The following is a 14,309-nucleotide window of genomic DNA, read 5'->3' on the forward strand; positions in this document are numbered from 1 at the left end:
CGGAAACGTGATAAATCAAAGACTTAGAGCAGGTATCGGCCAAAATCACCAATGTCATTCCGGGACTCGTTCCCGGCAATCCAGTGCGATCCAACTCCAACCGCCACGGCAGGCCGTTTCCATCACGACCTGAAACGATCTAGGACAGTCCCACCGGGGTCTCAGCGCCATCGCTCCCCCAAAAAAGAAAAGGCGGCCCTTCTGGACCGCCTTCTCGCCTGGATGATTTGCTACTCTTAGAACAGACGCAGTACAGCCTGATCGGCCTGCGAAGCCATCGACAGGGCCGTCGAGGACAACTGCTGACGGGTCTGCAGAGCGAGGAGGTTGGCGGCTTCCTCGTTGGTGTCGGCGAGCGTCAGGTTCGCGGCGCCGGTTTCCAGCACGTTGATCATGTCCTTGGTGAAATCCTGGCGGGTTTCGACGACCGACAGGTTCGAGCCGAACTGGGAGGCCTGCGAACGCAGTTCACCGAGGGCGCCCTTGAGCTTGTCAAGAACGCCGTTGATCTCGGCTTCGGTGGCAAAGTCACCGCTGACCGGTGCCAAGCCCAGGCCACTGGACGTGAAATCGACGCTCTTGATGGTGATTTCAGAGGAACCCCTCTCATTGAAGATCACCTTGAGATCGTTGTCGGTTCCGCCAAGCAGGTTCACACCATTATAGTCGGAGTCGGCGGCAAGCTCATCGATCTGGCCGAGCAGTTCATTGTACTGGGCCGCAAGCTTTGCACGAACTTCGTTCGTGCCGGCAGCGCCCGCAGTGACGGTGAGCGAGGCCGTGTCGCTTTCGCCATCGACACCGGCATCATCGCCAGCGCCCGCGGCGCCTGCCTGCGTGAAGCCCAGACCTTCCAGTGCTGCCACAGCCACTTGATCGCCGTTGGCAACGGCTCCATCCGCCACAGTTGCAGTGACGGTGAGGTCATCGGAACCACCCACCGAGAACGACAGGAAGCCGGTGTCCGAGATATTGGCCTGGGCAAAACCCGAGGCATTGACCGCATCGACGAGTTCCCCAACGGTGCTGCCTGCCTGAACTTCAAACTCGAACTGCTCGACGACGCCGGTCGTGGAGTTTTCGCGCGAGAAGGTCAGCGTATCGCCAGCAGCAAAGCCGAGGTCAGTCAGTACCCGATTTTCCGCAACGCCCTTGTTGATACCCAGCGAAGTCTCCGCAGTGAGAGCGCCCCCGCCGGTTGCAGCCGAGCGGTCCTGAAGAGCCTGACGAGCCGTCGACTGGGCAGATTCGACGAGCTTGCTGATCGCCTTGATGCCCTTGTCGGCGGCCTGAAGCGTCTGGATCGAGTTGGAAACCGAATCCATGAGCTGACCGAGGTCGCCTGCACGGTTCTTCAGGGCGGAAGCCGTAAAGAAGTTGGTGGGGTTATCGAGGGCCGAGTTCACCTTGAGACCGGTAGCCAGACGCTCCTGCGTCTTGCCCATCATGGTCGCGGTGTTCTGAAGAGAAAGAAGATTAGACCTTACGGCCTTGGAAAGATTGATATCCATTTTGGCACCTTGTTCTTAGGGCACTGAAAAAGCCCGGGCTTCTGCCGGGGTGAGCCGACTATGACGGCGAGGCTCTAATGTCTGGTAAATGCGGTGCGGAAAAATTGATGAAAGAAACCGGACCGGCCAGCAGCGTTAACGGATGGCTAAAGCGTTTCCGGTTTCGAGGGAAACAAGGAGGTCCGCGTCCGCGGAGGCACCCTTTTGGTCCCCGGTAATAAATACCGGGGTGACGTTGAAGGAAGGGAGAGCAAGCAGGAAACACCATTGTCATTCCGGCATTTATTGCCGGAATCCAGCGCGATTCTTCCAGGATGGCGGAAGCTGGGCGTTTCCGTCAAAATCTGAAACGATCTAAAGCTCCTGCGCGCGGGTGCGCGGAACGATGCGCTTTCGCGGTAAAACCAATACATTATGGGAAAACTGGCTGGGGCGGCAGGATTCGAACCTGCGAATGTCGGTACCAAAAACCGATGCCTTACCGCTTGGCTACGCCCCAAGGCGGGTTGGTTCCTACACTGTTTGCCCCCGCCCCGCAACAGCAGCGAACGGGGTTGAACCGGCAATCTTCCCGCTATATATAGCCCTCACCCGCGCGGTCTTTGCGCGCGCCATGACGGAGTATAGCGCAGCCTGGTAGCGCACCTCGTTCGGGACGAGGGGGTCGGGTGTTCGAATCACCCTACTCCGACCAATAAAACCCCGGTCCTGCCAAGGGCCGGGGTTTTTCGTCGGCTCCCCGAATTCGGCCAGCCGGTGGTGGCAGGCGCCGTGGCCCGGGAAAGCAGCGGCTGGAAAAGCCGGGCGATCAGCGTTCGTCCTTGTGGTACATCCTGCGCGCGCCTTTTTCCGCGGCGTCGCGCTGGCGCCGGCTTGCGTGGGACGATCTCACCGCGCCATAGGCGATGGCGATCCCCAACAGCACCGCGCCGCCCAGAATGGCGAACAGCCAGGGTGAGGCGGACAGTTCCATTCCATTATCCTTTCAATATGCATTGAAAAGACAACGGAAGCGCATCGGGTGTGGTTGCATGAGAAAAGGCCGGCCCCTGGGGAGCCGGCCTTTCGGATCATTGCCGTCGATGGCGCGTTCAGTCGCGCTTGAGCAGCGCCCAGCCGCCCACCACGGTAATGGCGGCAAAGGCAAACTTGATCATGTCCCAGGCGATGAAGGGTTCGACGGCGCCCTTGTAGGCCGAGAACACCGGGTTGACCGGATCGATCCAGCCGGCCTGCCCCGAGAGCAGAAGCAGCCAGGCAAAGCCCGCCGCGAACTGCACGACGCCGGCGGCCACCATCACCGCGAACAGCGGCAGGAAGCGCCGCGAAAGCCCGCGATCGGCGGCATGCCCGATAATGGCGGCCATCGCCACCCAGGCCAGGATGAACCCGCCGGTCGGGCCGAAGAGATAGGCAGGCCCGGCATAGATACCGGCAAACACCGGCAGCCCGGCAAGGCCCTGCCCGATATAGAGCGCCACCGTCGCAACACCCACGCGCGCGCCGAACGCCGCCGCGATGGCTGCGACCGCCATCGACTGGAGCGTGACGGGCACGGGCCATGTGGGCACGTTCACCTTCGCCGACACGGCCAGAAGGATCGAGCCCAGAAAGGCGACCGCCAGCGCGGTCAGCGCCTGCGCGGCACGGCCCTTTGGCTGCATTGTGCCCAGAAGCGTGTTGGAAGTGGCAAAAGTCATGGCCATCGCGGGGTCCTTTGCGTTAAACGCTGAATTCGATTGCCCTTTTACCCATTCATTTCCCGACACGCAATGGCCGCCACTCAATCATCGCCCCCCGAAAGGCCCGGCTTCGACCCGCAGACCGGGGTGCTCGTGCCTATCGCTTCCGGCCTTGCCCGGCTCACGGCGCCCAATGCGTCCCCCTTCACCTTTACCGGCACCAACACGTTCCTTATCGGCCACGACAGGATTGCCGTGCTCGATCCGGGTCCGGACGACGACGCCCATCTCGAAGCGATTCTGGCGGCGGCGGGCCACCGGCCCATCGAGGCGATCCTTCTCACCCACACCCATATCGATCATTGCGCGCTCGTGCCCCGGCTCAGGCAGAGAACCGGCGCGCCGCTGGTGTTCGGCGGACGGCACAGGCTGTCGCGCCCGCTAAAATTCCTCGAGCGCAACCCCTTTGCCCATGCCTCCGACTATGCGCTGGTGCCCGACCGCGAGATAAAGGATGGCGACCGGCTGGAATATGGCGGGGTGGCGCTCAGCGCCATCGCGACCCCCGGCCATTGCGCCAACCATTTCTCCTTTGCCCTCGACGGCACGGACACGGTGCTCACCGGGGATCACCTGATGGCCTGGAACACGACGCTGGTTGCGACGCCCGACGGCGATCTGGCCGCCTACCTCGCCTCGCTCGACCGGCTCGAAGCCCTGCCCCAGACCCGCTACATACCCGCCCATGGCGGCGAGATCGCGGACGGCCCGGCAAGGGTGCGCGCGGTGCGCACGCACCGGCTGATGCGCAACGGACAGATTCTCAATGCGCTCAAATCCGGCCCGCTGTCGCTCTCCCGGCTGGCCGAACGCATCTATCCCGACGTCACGCCCAGGGTACGCATCGGCGCCCGGCGCACGCTCCTCTCCCATCTCGAATATCTCGAATCCACCGGCGCCCTGCGCATCACCCGCACCCCCTGGAGCCTCCGCGCTTCATTGATGGAGCGATAGGTTCGATCGATACCTAAAGCGTCTGGCCGGCACCGCTACCCCCTCCCAACCTCCCCCACTAAGGGGGGAGGTGCTGGCCTTGTGCGTAGGGAGACAACAAGGAAAAGGAAACACCCTCCCCTTGATGGGGAGGGGTGAAGCCACACACAGTTCTATCTGTGATAACCTGGCCCTTTAAGGAGACGAGAGCCATCTCACTCCCCGCCATCCCCCTCCAGCCCCTCGACCGTCACCAATTCGGTGTCCTCCTCCATGGCCGCCAGATTGGCCTGGATATACTCGGTCACGCTCTGGTCGAGCGCGCGCAGGAAATCCTCGATGGCGCGGCCGTTCTCGCCCAGATCGTGAGGGGTGGCAAAGAGCGAGGCGGCGCGCAGGTCGATCAGCGCACCGATAGGCCCCGGCGAGACGCGGAAGGCGATCTCGGTGCTCCAGCCCAAAAGCGACCGGCGGATGGCGTTGAGCGTGCCCCCGCTTTCCTCGTCAGCGGGCGAAAGCGCGCTGATGACCTGCCAGCCGCTGCGCCGCGCAAGGGTCTGGGCCAGATCGAACAGGACCGGCGAGGGGATCTGGTAAAACCGCGTGATGAGGTTGGGATAGGAAACGAGGATCAGTTCGGGGTCGATTTCGGTCCCCTGCGCCCGCGCCATGATGAGGTCGGGCGGGCTGGCCAGCGCCGTCGAAATATCGGTGGTCGCGGGATATGTGACGGCCAGATAGCCCGCGGCGGCAACGGGCAGGAGGCAGATGAGCCCGAACGCCACCCCAAAGCTCGCCGGCCGCCACCCGCGATCCCCGGTGAACCAGAGCCGGACATAGGCAAAAAGCCCCAGCAGCAAAGCCAGCGCCGCCGTGCCGAACCCTATGGCAAGGCTGATGCCGAACACATCGGTCGCGATGAGATCGAAGATATGAAGCGGGGTCGCAACCACCAGCACGGCCATCGCGAAGCTCGCGAGCCGACGGGACCATATGGCGCTTTTTGAGGTTCTGATGAGAATTCGCAAGGGCCGGGTCCGGGGTTCAGTCACACATTGGGGCTATCGCAACGCGTCCCGCTATGGATAAAGCCGCGTCCGCGACCAGCCATCCGCCTCCCGGCGCAGCACGACCCGGTCGTGCAGCCTGAACGCCCCGTCCTTCCAGAATTCGATCTGGTGCGGCAGCACGCGAAAGCCGGACCAGTAATCGGGGCGCGGAATGGGCCCTTCCCCATAGTCGCGCGCAAGGCTTTCGGCCTTTTCGACCAGAATCTCGCGGCTTTCGAGCGGGCGCGATTGCGCCGATGCGTGCGCGCCGATGCGCGACTGGGCGGGGCGGGTGGCGAAATAGGCGTCGGCCTCCCCAGTGCTCACCTCTTCCACATCGCCGCGAACCCGCACCTGTCGCCTGAGGCTTTTCCAGTGGAACAGCAGCGCGGCTTTGGGGTTGTCCAGCAACTGCCGGCCCTTGGCGCTGCCCAGATTGGTGAAGAACACAAAGCCGCGCGCATCCAGCCCGTTGAGCAGCACCATGCGCACATCCGGCAGCCCGTCCGCATCGACGGTCGCCAGCGCCATGGCGTTGCCGTCATTGATCTCGGATTGCCGGGCGGCGGCCAGCCATTGCTCGAAAAGCGCGAAAGGATCGATTGCGCCTTTAAGGGAATCATCGAAAATCGCATCGTTCAAAGGCGTATCGGCTGCGCTCATTTTCTTTGCACTTCTGGACAATACCGGGACCCGTGGCCATATAGAACGCAAATGAGCGGCGCTTCAACCGGCGCCGTCGGCAATGTTTGATCAGCGATGTTCCGGGCGGTATTCCGGCGGGGCATCGGGAAAGTGTTCAGGTAAGAGGAGCATGCGCGACCCTTATACCGTTCTCGGCGTCCCGAAGTCTGCGAGCGAGAAGGACATCAAGTCCGCCTACCGCAAGCTCGCCAAGACGTGGCACCCGGACCAGAACCCGGACGACAAGAAGGCCCACGAAAAATTCGCCGAGGCCACGGCAGCCTACGACCTTTTGTCCGACAAGACAAAGCGGGCGCAATACGATCGCGGCGAGATCGACGCCGAAGGCAACCCGAAATTTGCCGGGTTCGGCTTCGATCCGGGCGCGGCGCGCGGCGGCGCGCGCGCTGGAGGCACGGGCGGGTTCAGCGCCGAGGACATCCTGAAGGAATTCATGAGCGGGTTTTCCGCGGGCGGCGCCGGCGCGCGCCGTGGCGGGGCCAACCCGTTCGGCGGGGCGGGCGCGGGCGGCGGCGCAAGCTGGGACCCATTCACCGGCACGGCCAGTTCGAGCGCATCCGCCAAGGGCCCCGATACCACCGTCAATCTCGCCGTAACGCTCGAAGACGCCAATGCGGGCAATTCGGTGCCCGTCGTGCTGCCGACCGGCAAGACCGTTTCGGTCAAGCTGCCCTCCCCGCTCGAGGAAGGCCAGCAGATCCGCCTGCGCGGGCAGGGCAAGCCCTCCCCGCTCACCGGGCAGCCGGGCGACGTGCTCGTCACCATCAAGTTCGCGCGGCACAAGACCTTCCGCCGCGACGGCAACGATCTGCGCGTCGATGTGCCGGTCACCCTTTATGAAGCTGTGCTGGGCGCCAAAGTGCGCGTGCCCACGCTTTCGGGCGCGGTCGAACTCAACCTGCCCCCCGGCCCGGACACCTCCAAGGCGTTGCGCCTGAAGGGCAAGGGCCTGTTCGGCAAGGGCGACCTCTACGTCAACATCCGCATCGTCCTGCCCGAAGGCGGCGACGCAGACCTCGAAAGCCTCATGCGCTTCTGGCGCGACCAGAAGCCCTACAAGGTGCGCGAGAGTTGATTGTAACACTCCCATGTAAGCGTTTATCACTCCACCTCATTGTGAAAGGTGGTATATACTCCTGATGAAACAGGCCGCCGCAGAGATCGAGCGCACCAAGCTCACAGCGAACTTCATAAATTCCATCGCTTCCGGTACGGTACTGGCAGCCCTTCTCGGCCCGTTTATTGGCGTTGGACTTGGAACCATGCCCTCCCGGGACACTTGGAATATTGCCGGGCTGAGCTTACTTGGATTGGTCGTAGCTCTTGTGTTACATTCCCTTGCACAGCGATTGCTCGCCGGTTTGGAGGACTAATATGGAAATCCTTCTTCTTTGGGTGTGGCCGCTGTTTGTCCTCGCGGTGCTTTATGTCTTTTCTCTCTCGGTTACGCGCAAGGATCGCAAGCATAACGGGGCGCCTGCTGAATGAAGCTGCGAGAATGCAGCGTCATGCTTAGGCTATCTCGGATTCCCTCGGCGCTGCCGCCCGTTCCAGCCGGTCGTTAATCGCTTCGCCCAGTCCCTCGTGAGGGATGGGGGCGACGGCGATCCTTTGTCGTCCCTCGCCGTCCAGCCGGGCAAGATATGAGAAGAGATTGCGCGCCGCCTCGCGCAGATCGCCCGATGGCGAGAGGTTGAGCATCGGGCCGGAAAAGCCTTCCCGCTCGGGCCCGAACGCAAGGAACGCCTCGTCTGCGTGGGGCCTTTCCGCGTCGCGCCGGATGGCCGCTTCGGGCGCATAGTGGCTTTTAAGCATGCCCGGCGCGGCAATGGCTGTGTCATGGGACGCCGAATGCACCGGCAGCCCGAGAAACGCCTCCACTTCCTCGCGGGCCAGCGCTCCGGCGCGCAGTTGGGTCACGGTATCGCCTTCAATCGTCAGGATGGTCGATTCAAGTCCATTCCGGCACGGCCCCCCATCGAGCACCGGGACGCGGCCACCGAAGCCCTTGCGGACCTGCGCGGCGGTCGTTGGCGACAATTTGCCCGAGGGGTTGGCGGAAGGCGCCGCCACGGGCCTGCCTACCTTTGCAATCAGCGCGCGCGCATCGGCATGCCCCGGTACGCGGATGGCGACCGTTTCAAGACCGGCGGTCACAAGGTCCGAAAGGCCCGATCCGGGGATCATCGGCAGCACCAGCGTCAGCGGGCCCGGCCAGAACCTTGCCGCGATCCGTTCGGCCAAGGGCGAAAACCGCGCGTAGCGCCGCGCCATCTCCATGTCGGCGCAGTGCGAGATCAGCGGATTGAACCGCGGGCGTCCCTTGGTCTCGTATATGGCGAGGACAGCGTCGGAATTGGTGGCGTCCGCGCCCAGCCCATAGACCGTTTCGGTCGCAAACGCGCACAGCTTTCCAGCGCGGATCAGCGCGGCGGCCTGCTCAATCGTCGTGGGGTCGTTGGCATCGTGCGGCATTAGGGCTGTTTGACAAGCGCGGCTGCCCGCGTCAAGAAATCGATTGATCCAAGGTATGCGATGACAACGCTTCTTCTCACCCAGGCCAATTTCGGGCAGCACAGGACGCCGCAGGGGCACCCCGAGCGCGCCGGCCGACTCGCGGCCGTCATCAAGGCGCTGGAGCAGCCCCGCTTTGCCCGCCTCGAACGCGAAGAGGCGCCACAGGGGGACCTGACGCTGGCCGAGATCGTCCATTCCGAAACGGTGATGGACCGCGTCCGCGCCGCCCGGCCCGCCGAGGGCATCGGGCAGATCGACGCCGATACCTTCGTTTCCGCAACCAGCCTCGATGCCTCGGCCACCGCGCTCGGCGGCGTCTTGCGCGGGATCGAGGCGGTGGTGCTGGGCGAGGCCGACAACGCCTTTGTCGCCGCCCGTCCGCCGGGGCACCACGCCGAGCGCGACCGCCCGATGGGCTTTTGCCTTGTCAACACCATCGCCATCGCGGCGCGGCAGGCCCAGCGGCTTTATGGCGCCGAGCGCGTCGCCATCGTCGATTTCGACGTCCATCACGGCAACGGCACCCAGGACATATTTGAAGACGACCCTTCGGTCTTTTACGCCTCCTCCCACCAGATGCCGCTTTTTCCCGGCACCGGCGCACCCAGCGAAACCGGCGTCGGCAACATCGTCAACGCAGCTCTCCGGGCCGGCACGGGCACCGACGCGATGCGCGCCGCCTATACCGAGCGTATCCTGCCCGCACTCGATGCGTTTTCGCCCGATCTGATCCTTGTTTCGGCCGGCTTCGACGCCGAAAGGCGCGACCCGTTGGCGCAGTTGGAATGGGTGGGGGACGATTACGCCTGGCTCACGGGAAAGTTGCTGGACATCGCCGCAAGACGCTGCTCAAACCGCATCGTTTCGATGCTCGAAGGCGGATACGATCTGGCCGGTCTTGCTTCGGGGGTGTCCGCGCATGTAGGCATGCTGCTCACCGGCCAGGCCGGACCCGATTCCGATCATCAGGAAGGACAGGCGCAATGACCGACATCGCCGAAATGAGCTTCGAGGCGGCTTTGGACGAGCTTGAAAAGATCGTCCAGCAACTGGAAAGCGGGCGGGCGCCCTTGCAGGAATCCATTGCGATCTACGAGCGCGGCGAAGCGCTCAAGCGTCATTGCGAAGGGCTGCTCAAAAAAGCCGAAGCCCGGATCGAGAAGATCACGCTCGCCAGGGACGGCACGCCCACGGGCACCGAACCGCTGGATCCGCAATAACAGATTGAAGTCAGGAATATCGTCGTGCTGGGAAAAGTTCGCATCGTCCTCTGGGGTTTGGTGATCCTTGCGGCCATCGGGGCAACCGTCATCTATTTCACCCGCCCCTTCTCACCTTCCGGCACCATGTTCGGAGGGCCCTTCGAGATGGTGGCGACAACGACCGGGGAGACCTTCACCGAGGAGGATCTCAAGGGCACGCCGACCATGATGTTCTTCGGCTACACCTTCTGCCCGGACGTGTGCCCCATGACGCTGGCCGAGGCGACGGCGTGGAAGGCCCAGCTCGGCCTTGGCCCGGACGATCTCAACATCATCTTCGTCACCGTCGATCCCGAGCGGGACGATCTCGAACACGTTGCGACCTATCTCTCCAATTTCGGCCCCGACGTCATCGGGCTGGTCGGCGATCAGGCCCAGACCGACCAGATCAAGCGCTCCTACGGCGTGTTCTCGGAAAAGGTGGAGGCGGAAGGGTCGAGCGAATATCTGGTCAACCACACCGCCTCGATCTTCCTCATCGATGACGAGGGGACGTTCTTCGGCACCATCGCATGGGGCGAGGATTCGGAAACCGCCATCGCCAAGATCCGCAGGCTCATCGCTGCATGAGCGAGCGGCAGCGGCTCGACGTTGCCCTCGAGCAGCGCGGGCTGGTGCCGTCCCGCTCCCGCGCGCGGGATGCCGTCGCGCGCGGCACGGTCAGCGTCAACGGCGCACCCGCCTCGAAGGCCGGGCAACTGGTCGGCCCTGACGATCTCGTCACCATCGATGACCCCGCATCGGGCTATGTCTCGCGCGCAGCACTCAAGCTGATCGCCGGGCTCGATGCGTCGGGCTTCGATCCCAGGGGAAAAACCTGCCTCGATCTTGGCAGTTCCACCGGCGGATTCACGCAAGCGCTGCTCGAACGCAGCGCGGAAAAAATCTTTGCCGTCGATGTCGGGCACGGCCAGCTTCACGGCGACATCGCCGCCGATCCGCGCGTCATAAGCCTGGAAGGCACCAATGCCCGCGACCTTTCAGAAGCGCTGATACCGGACGCGGTCGATCTCGTCGTCAGCGATGTGAGTTTCGTTTCGCTCACCAAGATCCTCGACGCACCGCTATCGCTTTGCGCGCCGGACGCCCAGGCCATCCTGCTCGTCAAGCCGCAATTCGAGGTGGGGCGCGATCATCTCGGCAAGGGCGGCATCGTCGTGCCGGGGCCTCACGTCGAGGACGCCATAGGGGCGGTCATCGCCTTTATGGAAAGGCGGGGCTGGCGGCTTGCGGGCCGCATCACCTCCCCGCTTGCGGGAAGTGACGGAAATATCGAAACGGTTGCCTTTTTTACGCGCGGCAACCAGCGCGGTTTGCCCGGTTTCCCGGGCAAGGACGCGGAATAAACTGCCGTCAGCGGTCGTCGCTGGCGTGCTGGTCCGGCGGCGGCTGGACCTGACGGGCCCGGCCCTGCCCTTCGGCCGAGGCAAACAGATGCTCGGGCCTGCCGGGCAGGCCGTCAAATTCAGAAAAACACCATGGGCACCGGTGCGAGGCACGGGGCACCGGCCCGACGCACGAACTGCAAAGCCGCATCGCAGGCATATCTCTCTCCATGACCCCTGACGCTTGCGCGCGGGATTCTTATCAATGGCATATGTGGAAGTGGGCCCCCGCCATGAGGCCCGACACCCAACATGGCTATGGATCGCGGCGATTCAAGGGCCATTTCGTTAACGGCGGCAGCGCCTTATGCCGCATACGACTTTAGTATTATGCCTGGCGATTGACTTCATGGGGGACTTGGCCATGATGGCCGCCATGAGATGGTTTTCCAGGTCTTGCTTCACTGATGGTGGCGTACGGCTCCTGATTGGCTGATCGCCTGGTTCGGCTACCTGCCAGGCGGCAAGCGCCGGGCCAGGATAAATTCTCCCACAGATGAACCGCACGCACACGGGCCCCACAAGCGGGATCAGCCCCCGCTGCCTCTTGGTGCGCGGAAAAAAAGCTTTCGAGGATTGTGATGACCTTCAAATATGCCCTTGTTCTGCCCGTCACGGGCACCAACAAGATTTCCCGCGTCAAGGCATGGGCGCGCGCCCACATGCCTTCGGTCGAGATCAACCTGCCCGTTCAGGTTCCGGTCGACGCCACCGCGTTGACGGTCCGGCTGAAATCGGCCGCGGATCGCGATGCGGTCCGCACCGCCTTTCCCAAGGATCTGGCATGATGATCAACCAGTTGATGAGTGATCCGTTCATCCGGACGGTTCTCTGGCTTATCGGCATCGTTATTGTCGTCGGCGCGCTGGCGCTGGACTTCAAATATGGCGGCGCGCCGATGGAGAGGACCGGTCAGCTCTCCGAGACGATGGTGATACCGAAGGCATCCAGCCCCACATAGCGGCGCGAGCGCAACGTCATGGGGCGGATCGAGACGATCCCGAGGTCGCGCAGGATTTGCGCGCCCAGCCCCACCTCGCGCCATTCGGCCTCGCGGTCGCGGGCCGATCCATGGTCCTCGTCGCCGCGCGGATGGGTTGCCGATTCATCCTGCCAGGCGACCCCTGCCGTGCCTTCGCGCAGATAGACCAGCACGCCGCCGGTTTGCGCGAGGTTCTTGAGCGATTCATTGAGCCTTGACGCGCCCCCGAACACGTCGAGCGTGATGTCCTCGCGCTGGAGGCGGACCGGGATGGCTTCGCCCTTGCTCACATCGCCGAACACCAGCGCCAGGTGCTGCACGCGATCGAAGGGGGTGGAATAGGCGTAGGCCATGGCTTTTCCCGCGACCGTTTCGATCGCGAACGTGCCAACGCGCTCCACAAGCTTTTCGCGGCGCTGGCGGTAGGCGATGAGATCGGCGACCGAGACCAGCGGCAGATCGTGCTTTTGCGCGAAATCCGTAACCTCCTGGCCGCGCGTCACCGTGCCGTTGTCATTGACCAGTTCGCAGATCACCCCGACATCGGGCAGCCCGGCCAGCCGGCACATGTCGACGGCCGCCTCGGTATGGCCCGAGCGCATCAGCACTCCGCCGCGCCGTGCAATGAGCGGGAAGATATGGCCGGGGCGGGCAAAATCCTCGGCCGCCACATTGCCATTGGTCAGCGCGCGCACCGTTGCGGTCCGGTCCTCTGCGGAAATGCCCGTGGTGGTGCCGTGCTTGAAATCGATCGATACCGTGAAAGCCGTGGTATGGGCGGAGTCGTTGAGCGCGACCATGGGATCGAGGTGCAGCTTTGCAGCCCGCTCTCCGCTGATAGGCGTGCACACGATCCCCGATGTGTGACGCACGATGAAGGCCATCTGTTCGGGTGTCACAGTCGAGGCGGCGGCGATGATGTCGCCCTCGCCCTCGCGATCGTGATCGTCGATGACGACAACCATCCCCCCGCGCTTCATGGCATCGAGTGCGGCTTCCACGCGGCGGTCGGATTCAGGCAGCATTCTGTCGTACCTCAAAAATCGAGATCCTCCCCCGCGCGGTCCTTGCCTTGCAAGGCGGGGTGAGGGACCATCCTAAAAAATTCATCAATCTTCAAACCCGATGCCGCCGTCCCGGCCCGATTGCCCACGGTGGCGCAGGAAGTGGTCCGCCAGAACGCACGCCATCATCGCTTCCCCGATCGGCACGGCGCGGATGCCTACGCACGGATCGTGGCGGCCCTTGGTGATAATGTCGGTGTCCTCATTGGCGGTCGTCACGGTCTGGCGCGGGGTGAGGATCGAACTGGTGGGCTTGACCGCGAAGCGCGCAACGATCGGGTCGCCGTTGGAAATCCCGCCCAATATCCCCCCTGCCCGATTGGAGAGAAATTCGGGCAGCGGCCTTGCGGCGCGCATCTGGTCGGCGTTGACCTCGCCTGTCAGTTCCGCCGCATCCATCCCCTCTCCGATCTCGACGCCCTTGACGGCGTTGATCGACATGAAGGCCGAGGCGATGTCGGCGCTCAATTTGCCATAGACCGGCGCGCCCCAACCCGCCGGGACGCCCTCGGCGACCACTTCGACCACCGCGCCCACCGAGGAGCCCGCCTTGCGGATGCCGTCGAGGTAACCCGCCCAGTGCTCCGCCGCTTTGGCATCGGCGCAAAAGAAGGGGTTCTGGTCCACCTCGGCCCAGTCGAAATTGGCGTAATCGATCTTGTGCGGCCCGATCTGCACCAGCGAGGCGCGAATCCTCACCTGCGGGATCACCAGCCGCGCCACCGCGCCCGCCGCGACCCGCGCCGCCGTCTCGCGCGCCGAGGAGCGCCCGCCGCCGCGATAGTCGCGGATGCCGTATTTCTGGAAATAGGTATAGTCGGCGTGACCGGGCCGGAACTTGTCGCGGATATCCGAATAGTCCTTGGAGCGCTGGTCGGTGTTCTCGATCAATAGCGAAATGGGCGTGCCCGTCGTGCGCAGGCCGTCGGTGCGCTCGTCCTCGAAGACGCCCGAAAGGATCTTCACCGCGTCGGCCTCGCGGCGCTGGGTGGTATAGCGCGACTGGCCGGGCTTGCGGCGGTCGAGATCACGCTGGATGATCTCCGCGCTGATCGCAAGCCCCGCCGGGCAGCCGTCCACCACCACCCCGAGCGCGGGCCCGTGGCTTTCGCCCCATGTGGTGAAGCGGAACATGTGGCCGAAACTGTTGTAGCTCATG

General features: G+C 63.7%; 17 protein-coding genes and 2 tRNA genes. 10 read left to right on the forward strand and 9 right to left on the reverse strand.

The window, feature by feature from the left end; genetic code table 11:
- Positions 1–236: 236 nt before the first annotated feature.
- Both DQG18_RS04315 and DQG18_RS04320 read right to left on the reverse strand, forming a co-directional pair.
- Positions 237–1,511, reverse strand: coding sequence for a flagellin N-terminal helical domain-containing protein (locus DQG18_RS04315; protein WP_116653007.1), 1,275 nt, complete (start codon positions 1,509–1,511; stop codon positions 237–239).
- Between the two features lie 424 nt (positions 1,512–1,935).
- Positions 1,936–2,010, reverse strand: a tRNA-Gln gene (locus DQG18_RS04320).
- Positions 2,011–2,128: 118 nt separating this feature from the next.
- Here DQG18_RS04320 and DQG18_RS04325 point away from each other — a divergent pair.
- Positions 2,129–2,205, forward strand: a tRNA-Pro gene (locus DQG18_RS04325).
- 114 nt (positions 2,206–2,319) lie between these two features.
- On the opposite strand, the gene DQG18_RS15970 is transcribed toward DQG18_RS04325, so the two are convergent.
- A complete protein-coding gene (locus tag DQG18_RS15970; RefSeq protein WP_157969997.1) occupies positions 2,320–2,484 on the reverse strand; it encodes a hypothetical protein in 165 nt (54 codons plus the stop codon).
- Positions 2,485–2,602: 118 nt separating this feature from the next.
- Positions 2,603–3,217, reverse strand: coding sequence for a biotin transporter BioY (locus DQG18_RS04330; protein WP_116653008.1), 615 nt, complete (start codon positions 3,215–3,217; stop codon positions 2,603–2,605).
- A 66-nt stretch (positions 3,218–3,283) separates the two neighbouring features.
- On the opposite strand from DQG18_RS04330, the gene DQG18_RS04335 reads away from it, so the two are divergent.
- Positions 3,284–4,207 (forward strand): MBL fold metallo-hydrolase, encoded by a 924-nt coding sequence (locus DQG18_RS04335; protein ID WP_116653009.1) that lies wholly within the window; start codon positions 3,284–3,286, stop codon positions 4,205–4,207.
- A 194-nt stretch (positions 4,208–4,401) separates the two neighbouring features.
- Here DQG18_RS04335 and DQG18_RS04340 read toward each other — a convergent pair whose 3' ends face one another.
- Both DQG18_RS04340 and pdxH read right to left on the reverse strand, forming a co-directional pair.
- Positions 4,402–5,151, reverse strand: coding sequence for a DUF1499 domain-containing protein (locus DQG18_RS04340; protein WP_116653010.1), 750 nt, complete (start codon positions 5,149–5,151; stop codon positions 4,402–4,404).
- A gap of 114 nt (positions 5,152–5,265) precedes the next feature.
- Positions 5,266–5,898, reverse strand: a complete 633-nt coding sequence (gene pdxH / locus DQG18_RS04345; RefSeq protein WP_116653011.1) for a pyridoxamine 5'-phosphate oxidase — start codon at positions 5,896–5,898, stop codon at positions 5,266–5,268.
- A 151-nt stretch (positions 5,899–6,049) separates the two neighbouring features.
- Between pdxH and DQG18_RS04350 the strand changes: the two genes are divergently transcribed.
- Both DQG18_RS04350 and DQG18_RS04355 read left to right on the forward strand, forming a co-directional pair.
- Positions 6,050–7,015: a DnaJ C-terminal domain-containing protein gene (locus DQG18_RS04350; RefSeq protein ID WP_116653012.1), complete on the forward strand. Its 966-nt coding sequence runs from the start codon at positions 6,050–6,052 to the stop codon at positions 7,013–7,015.
- 64 nt (positions 7,016–7,079) lie between these two features.
- Positions 7,080–7,313 (forward strand): hypothetical protein, encoded by a 234-nt coding sequence (locus DQG18_RS04355; RefSeq protein WP_116653013.1) that lies wholly within the window; start codon positions 7,080–7,082, stop codon positions 7,311–7,313.
- A gap of 139 nt (positions 7,314–7,452) precedes the next feature.
- Here the strand turns inward: DQG18_RS04355 and DQG18_RS04360 are convergent, their stop codons facing one another.
- Positions 7,453–8,415, reverse strand: a complete 963-nt coding sequence (locus DQG18_RS04360) for an L-threonylcarbamoyladenylate synthase (RefSeq protein WP_116653014.1) — start codon at positions 8,413–8,415, stop codon at positions 7,453–7,455.
- Between the two features lie 60 nt (positions 8,416–8,475).
- Here DQG18_RS04360 and DQG18_RS04365 point away from each other — a divergent pair, with 60 nt between their 5' ends.
- From DQG18_RS04365 to DQG18_RS15975, 6 genes are all read left to right on the forward strand, one after another.
- Positions 8,476–9,444, forward strand: a complete 969-nt coding sequence (locus DQG18_RS04365) for a histone deacetylase family protein (RefSeq protein WP_116653015.1) — start codon at positions 8,476–8,478, stop codon at positions 9,442–9,444.
- A complete protein-coding gene (locus DQG18_RS04370; RefSeq protein ID WP_116653016.1) occupies positions 9,441–9,677 on the forward strand; it encodes an exodeoxyribonuclease VII small subunit in 237 nt (78 codons plus the stop codon). Before DQG18_RS04365 ends, DQG18_RS04370 begins: the two co-directional genes overlap by 4 nt.
- A gap of 24 nt (positions 9,678–9,701) precedes the next feature.
- Positions 9,702–10,289: an SCO family protein gene (locus tag DQG18_RS04375; RefSeq protein ID WP_116653017.1), complete on the forward strand. Its 588-nt coding sequence runs from the start codon at positions 9,702–9,704 to the stop codon at positions 10,287–10,289.
- Positions 10,286–11,065 carry a TlyA family RNA methyltransferase gene (locus DQG18_RS04380; RefSeq protein WP_116653018.1) on the forward strand — a complete coding sequence of 260 codons (780 nt, stop codon included), beginning with the start codon at positions 10,286–10,288 and terminating at the stop codon, positions 11,063–11,065. Before DQG18_RS04375 ends, DQG18_RS04380 begins: the two co-directional genes overlap by 4 nt.
- A 620-nt stretch (positions 11,066–11,685) precedes the next feature.
- Positions 11,686–11,892 (forward strand): hypothetical protein, encoded by a 207-nt coding sequence (locus DQG18_RS04385; protein ID WP_116653019.1) that lies wholly within the window; start codon positions 11,686–11,688, stop codon positions 11,890–11,892.
- Positions 11,889–12,065, forward strand: a complete 177-nt coding sequence (locus tag DQG18_RS15975) for a hypothetical protein (RefSeq protein WP_157969998.1) — start codon at positions 11,889–11,891, stop codon at positions 12,063–12,065. The genes DQG18_RS04385 and DQG18_RS15975 overlap by 4 nt, the downstream gene beginning before the upstream one ends.
- Here the strand turns inward: DQG18_RS15975 and ribB are convergent.
- Together ribB and aroC are read right to left on the reverse strand one after the other, a co-directional pair.
- Entirely contained in the window at positions 12,017–13,108 is a 1,092-nt protein-coding gene (gene ribB, locus DQG18_RS04390; protein WP_198669682.1) for a 3,4-dihydroxy-2-butanone-4-phosphate synthase, read from the reverse strand. The genes DQG18_RS15975 and ribB overlap by 49 nt on opposite strands.
- Positions 13,109–13,195: 87 nt before the next feature.
- Positions 13,196–14,308: a chorismate synthase gene (gene aroC / locus DQG18_RS04395; RefSeq protein WP_116653021.1), complete on the reverse strand. Its 1,113-nt coding sequence runs from the start codon at positions 14,306–14,308 to the stop codon at positions 13,196–13,198.
- Between the last annotated feature and the right edge of the window lies 1 nt (position 14,309).

The sequence above is a fragment of the Pelagibacterium sediminicola genome (assembly GCF_003390885.1).
Classification (GTDB): Bacteria; Pseudomonadota; Alphaproteobacteria; order Rhizobiales; family Devosiaceae; genus Pelagibacterium; species Pelagibacterium sediminicola.

Coding starts and splice junctions, on each gene's coding strand:
- DQG18_RS04315 (WP_116653007.1), bottom strand. CDS start 1,511: ATGGATATCAATCTTTCCAAGGCCGTAAGGTCTAATCTTCTTTCTCTT.
- DQG18_RS15970 (WP_157969997.1), bottom strand. CDS start 2,484: ATGGAACTGTCCGCCTCACCCTGGCTGTTCGCCATTCTGGGCGGCGCG.
- DQG18_RS04330 (WP_116653008.1), bottom strand. CDS start 3,217: ATGGCCATGACTTTTGCCACTTCCAACACGCTTCTGGGCACAATGCAG.
- DQG18_RS04335 (WP_116653009.1), top strand. CDS start 3,284: ATGGCCGCCACTCAATCATCGCCCCCCGAAAGGCCCGGCTTCGACCCG.
- DQG18_RS04340 (WP_116653010.1), bottom strand. CDS start 5,151: ATGGCCGTGCTGGTGGTTGCGACCCCGCTTCATATCTTCGATCTCATC.
- pdxH (WP_116653011.1), bottom strand. CDS start 5,898: ATGAGCGCAGCCGATACGCCTTTGAACGATGCGATTTTCGATGATTCC.
- DQG18_RS04350 (WP_116653012.1), top strand. CDS start 6,050: ATGCGCGACCCTTATACCGTTCTCGGCGTCCCGAAGTCTGCGAGCGAG.
- DQG18_RS04355 (WP_116653013.1), top strand. CDS start 7,080: ATGAAACAGGCCGCCGCAGAGATCGAGCGCACCAAGCTCACAGCGAAC.
- DQG18_RS04360 (WP_116653014.1), bottom strand. CDS start 8,415: ATGCCGCACGATGCCAACGACCCCACGACGATTGAGCAGGCCGCCGCG.
- DQG18_RS04365 (WP_116653015.1), top strand. CDS start 8,476: ATGACAACGCTTCTTCTCACCCAGGCCAATTTCGGGCAGCACAGGACG.
- DQG18_RS04370 (WP_116653016.1), top strand. CDS start 9,441: ATGACCGACATCGCCGAAATGAGCTTCGAGGCGGCTTTGGACGAGCTT.
- DQG18_RS04380 (WP_116653018.1), top strand. CDS start 10,286: ATGAGCGAGCGGCAGCGGCTCGACGTTGCCCTCGAGCAGCGCGGGCTG.
- DQG18_RS04385 (WP_116653019.1), top strand. CDS start 11,686: ATGACCTTCAAATATGCCCTTGTTCTGCCCGTCACGGGCACCAACAAG.
- DQG18_RS15975 (WP_157969998.1), top strand. CDS start 11,889: ATGATGATCAACCAGTTGATGAGTGATCCGTTCATCCGGACGGTTCTC.
- aroC (WP_116653021.1), bottom strand. CDS start 14,308: ATGAGCTACAACAGTTTCGGCCACATGTTCCGCTTCACCACATGGGGC.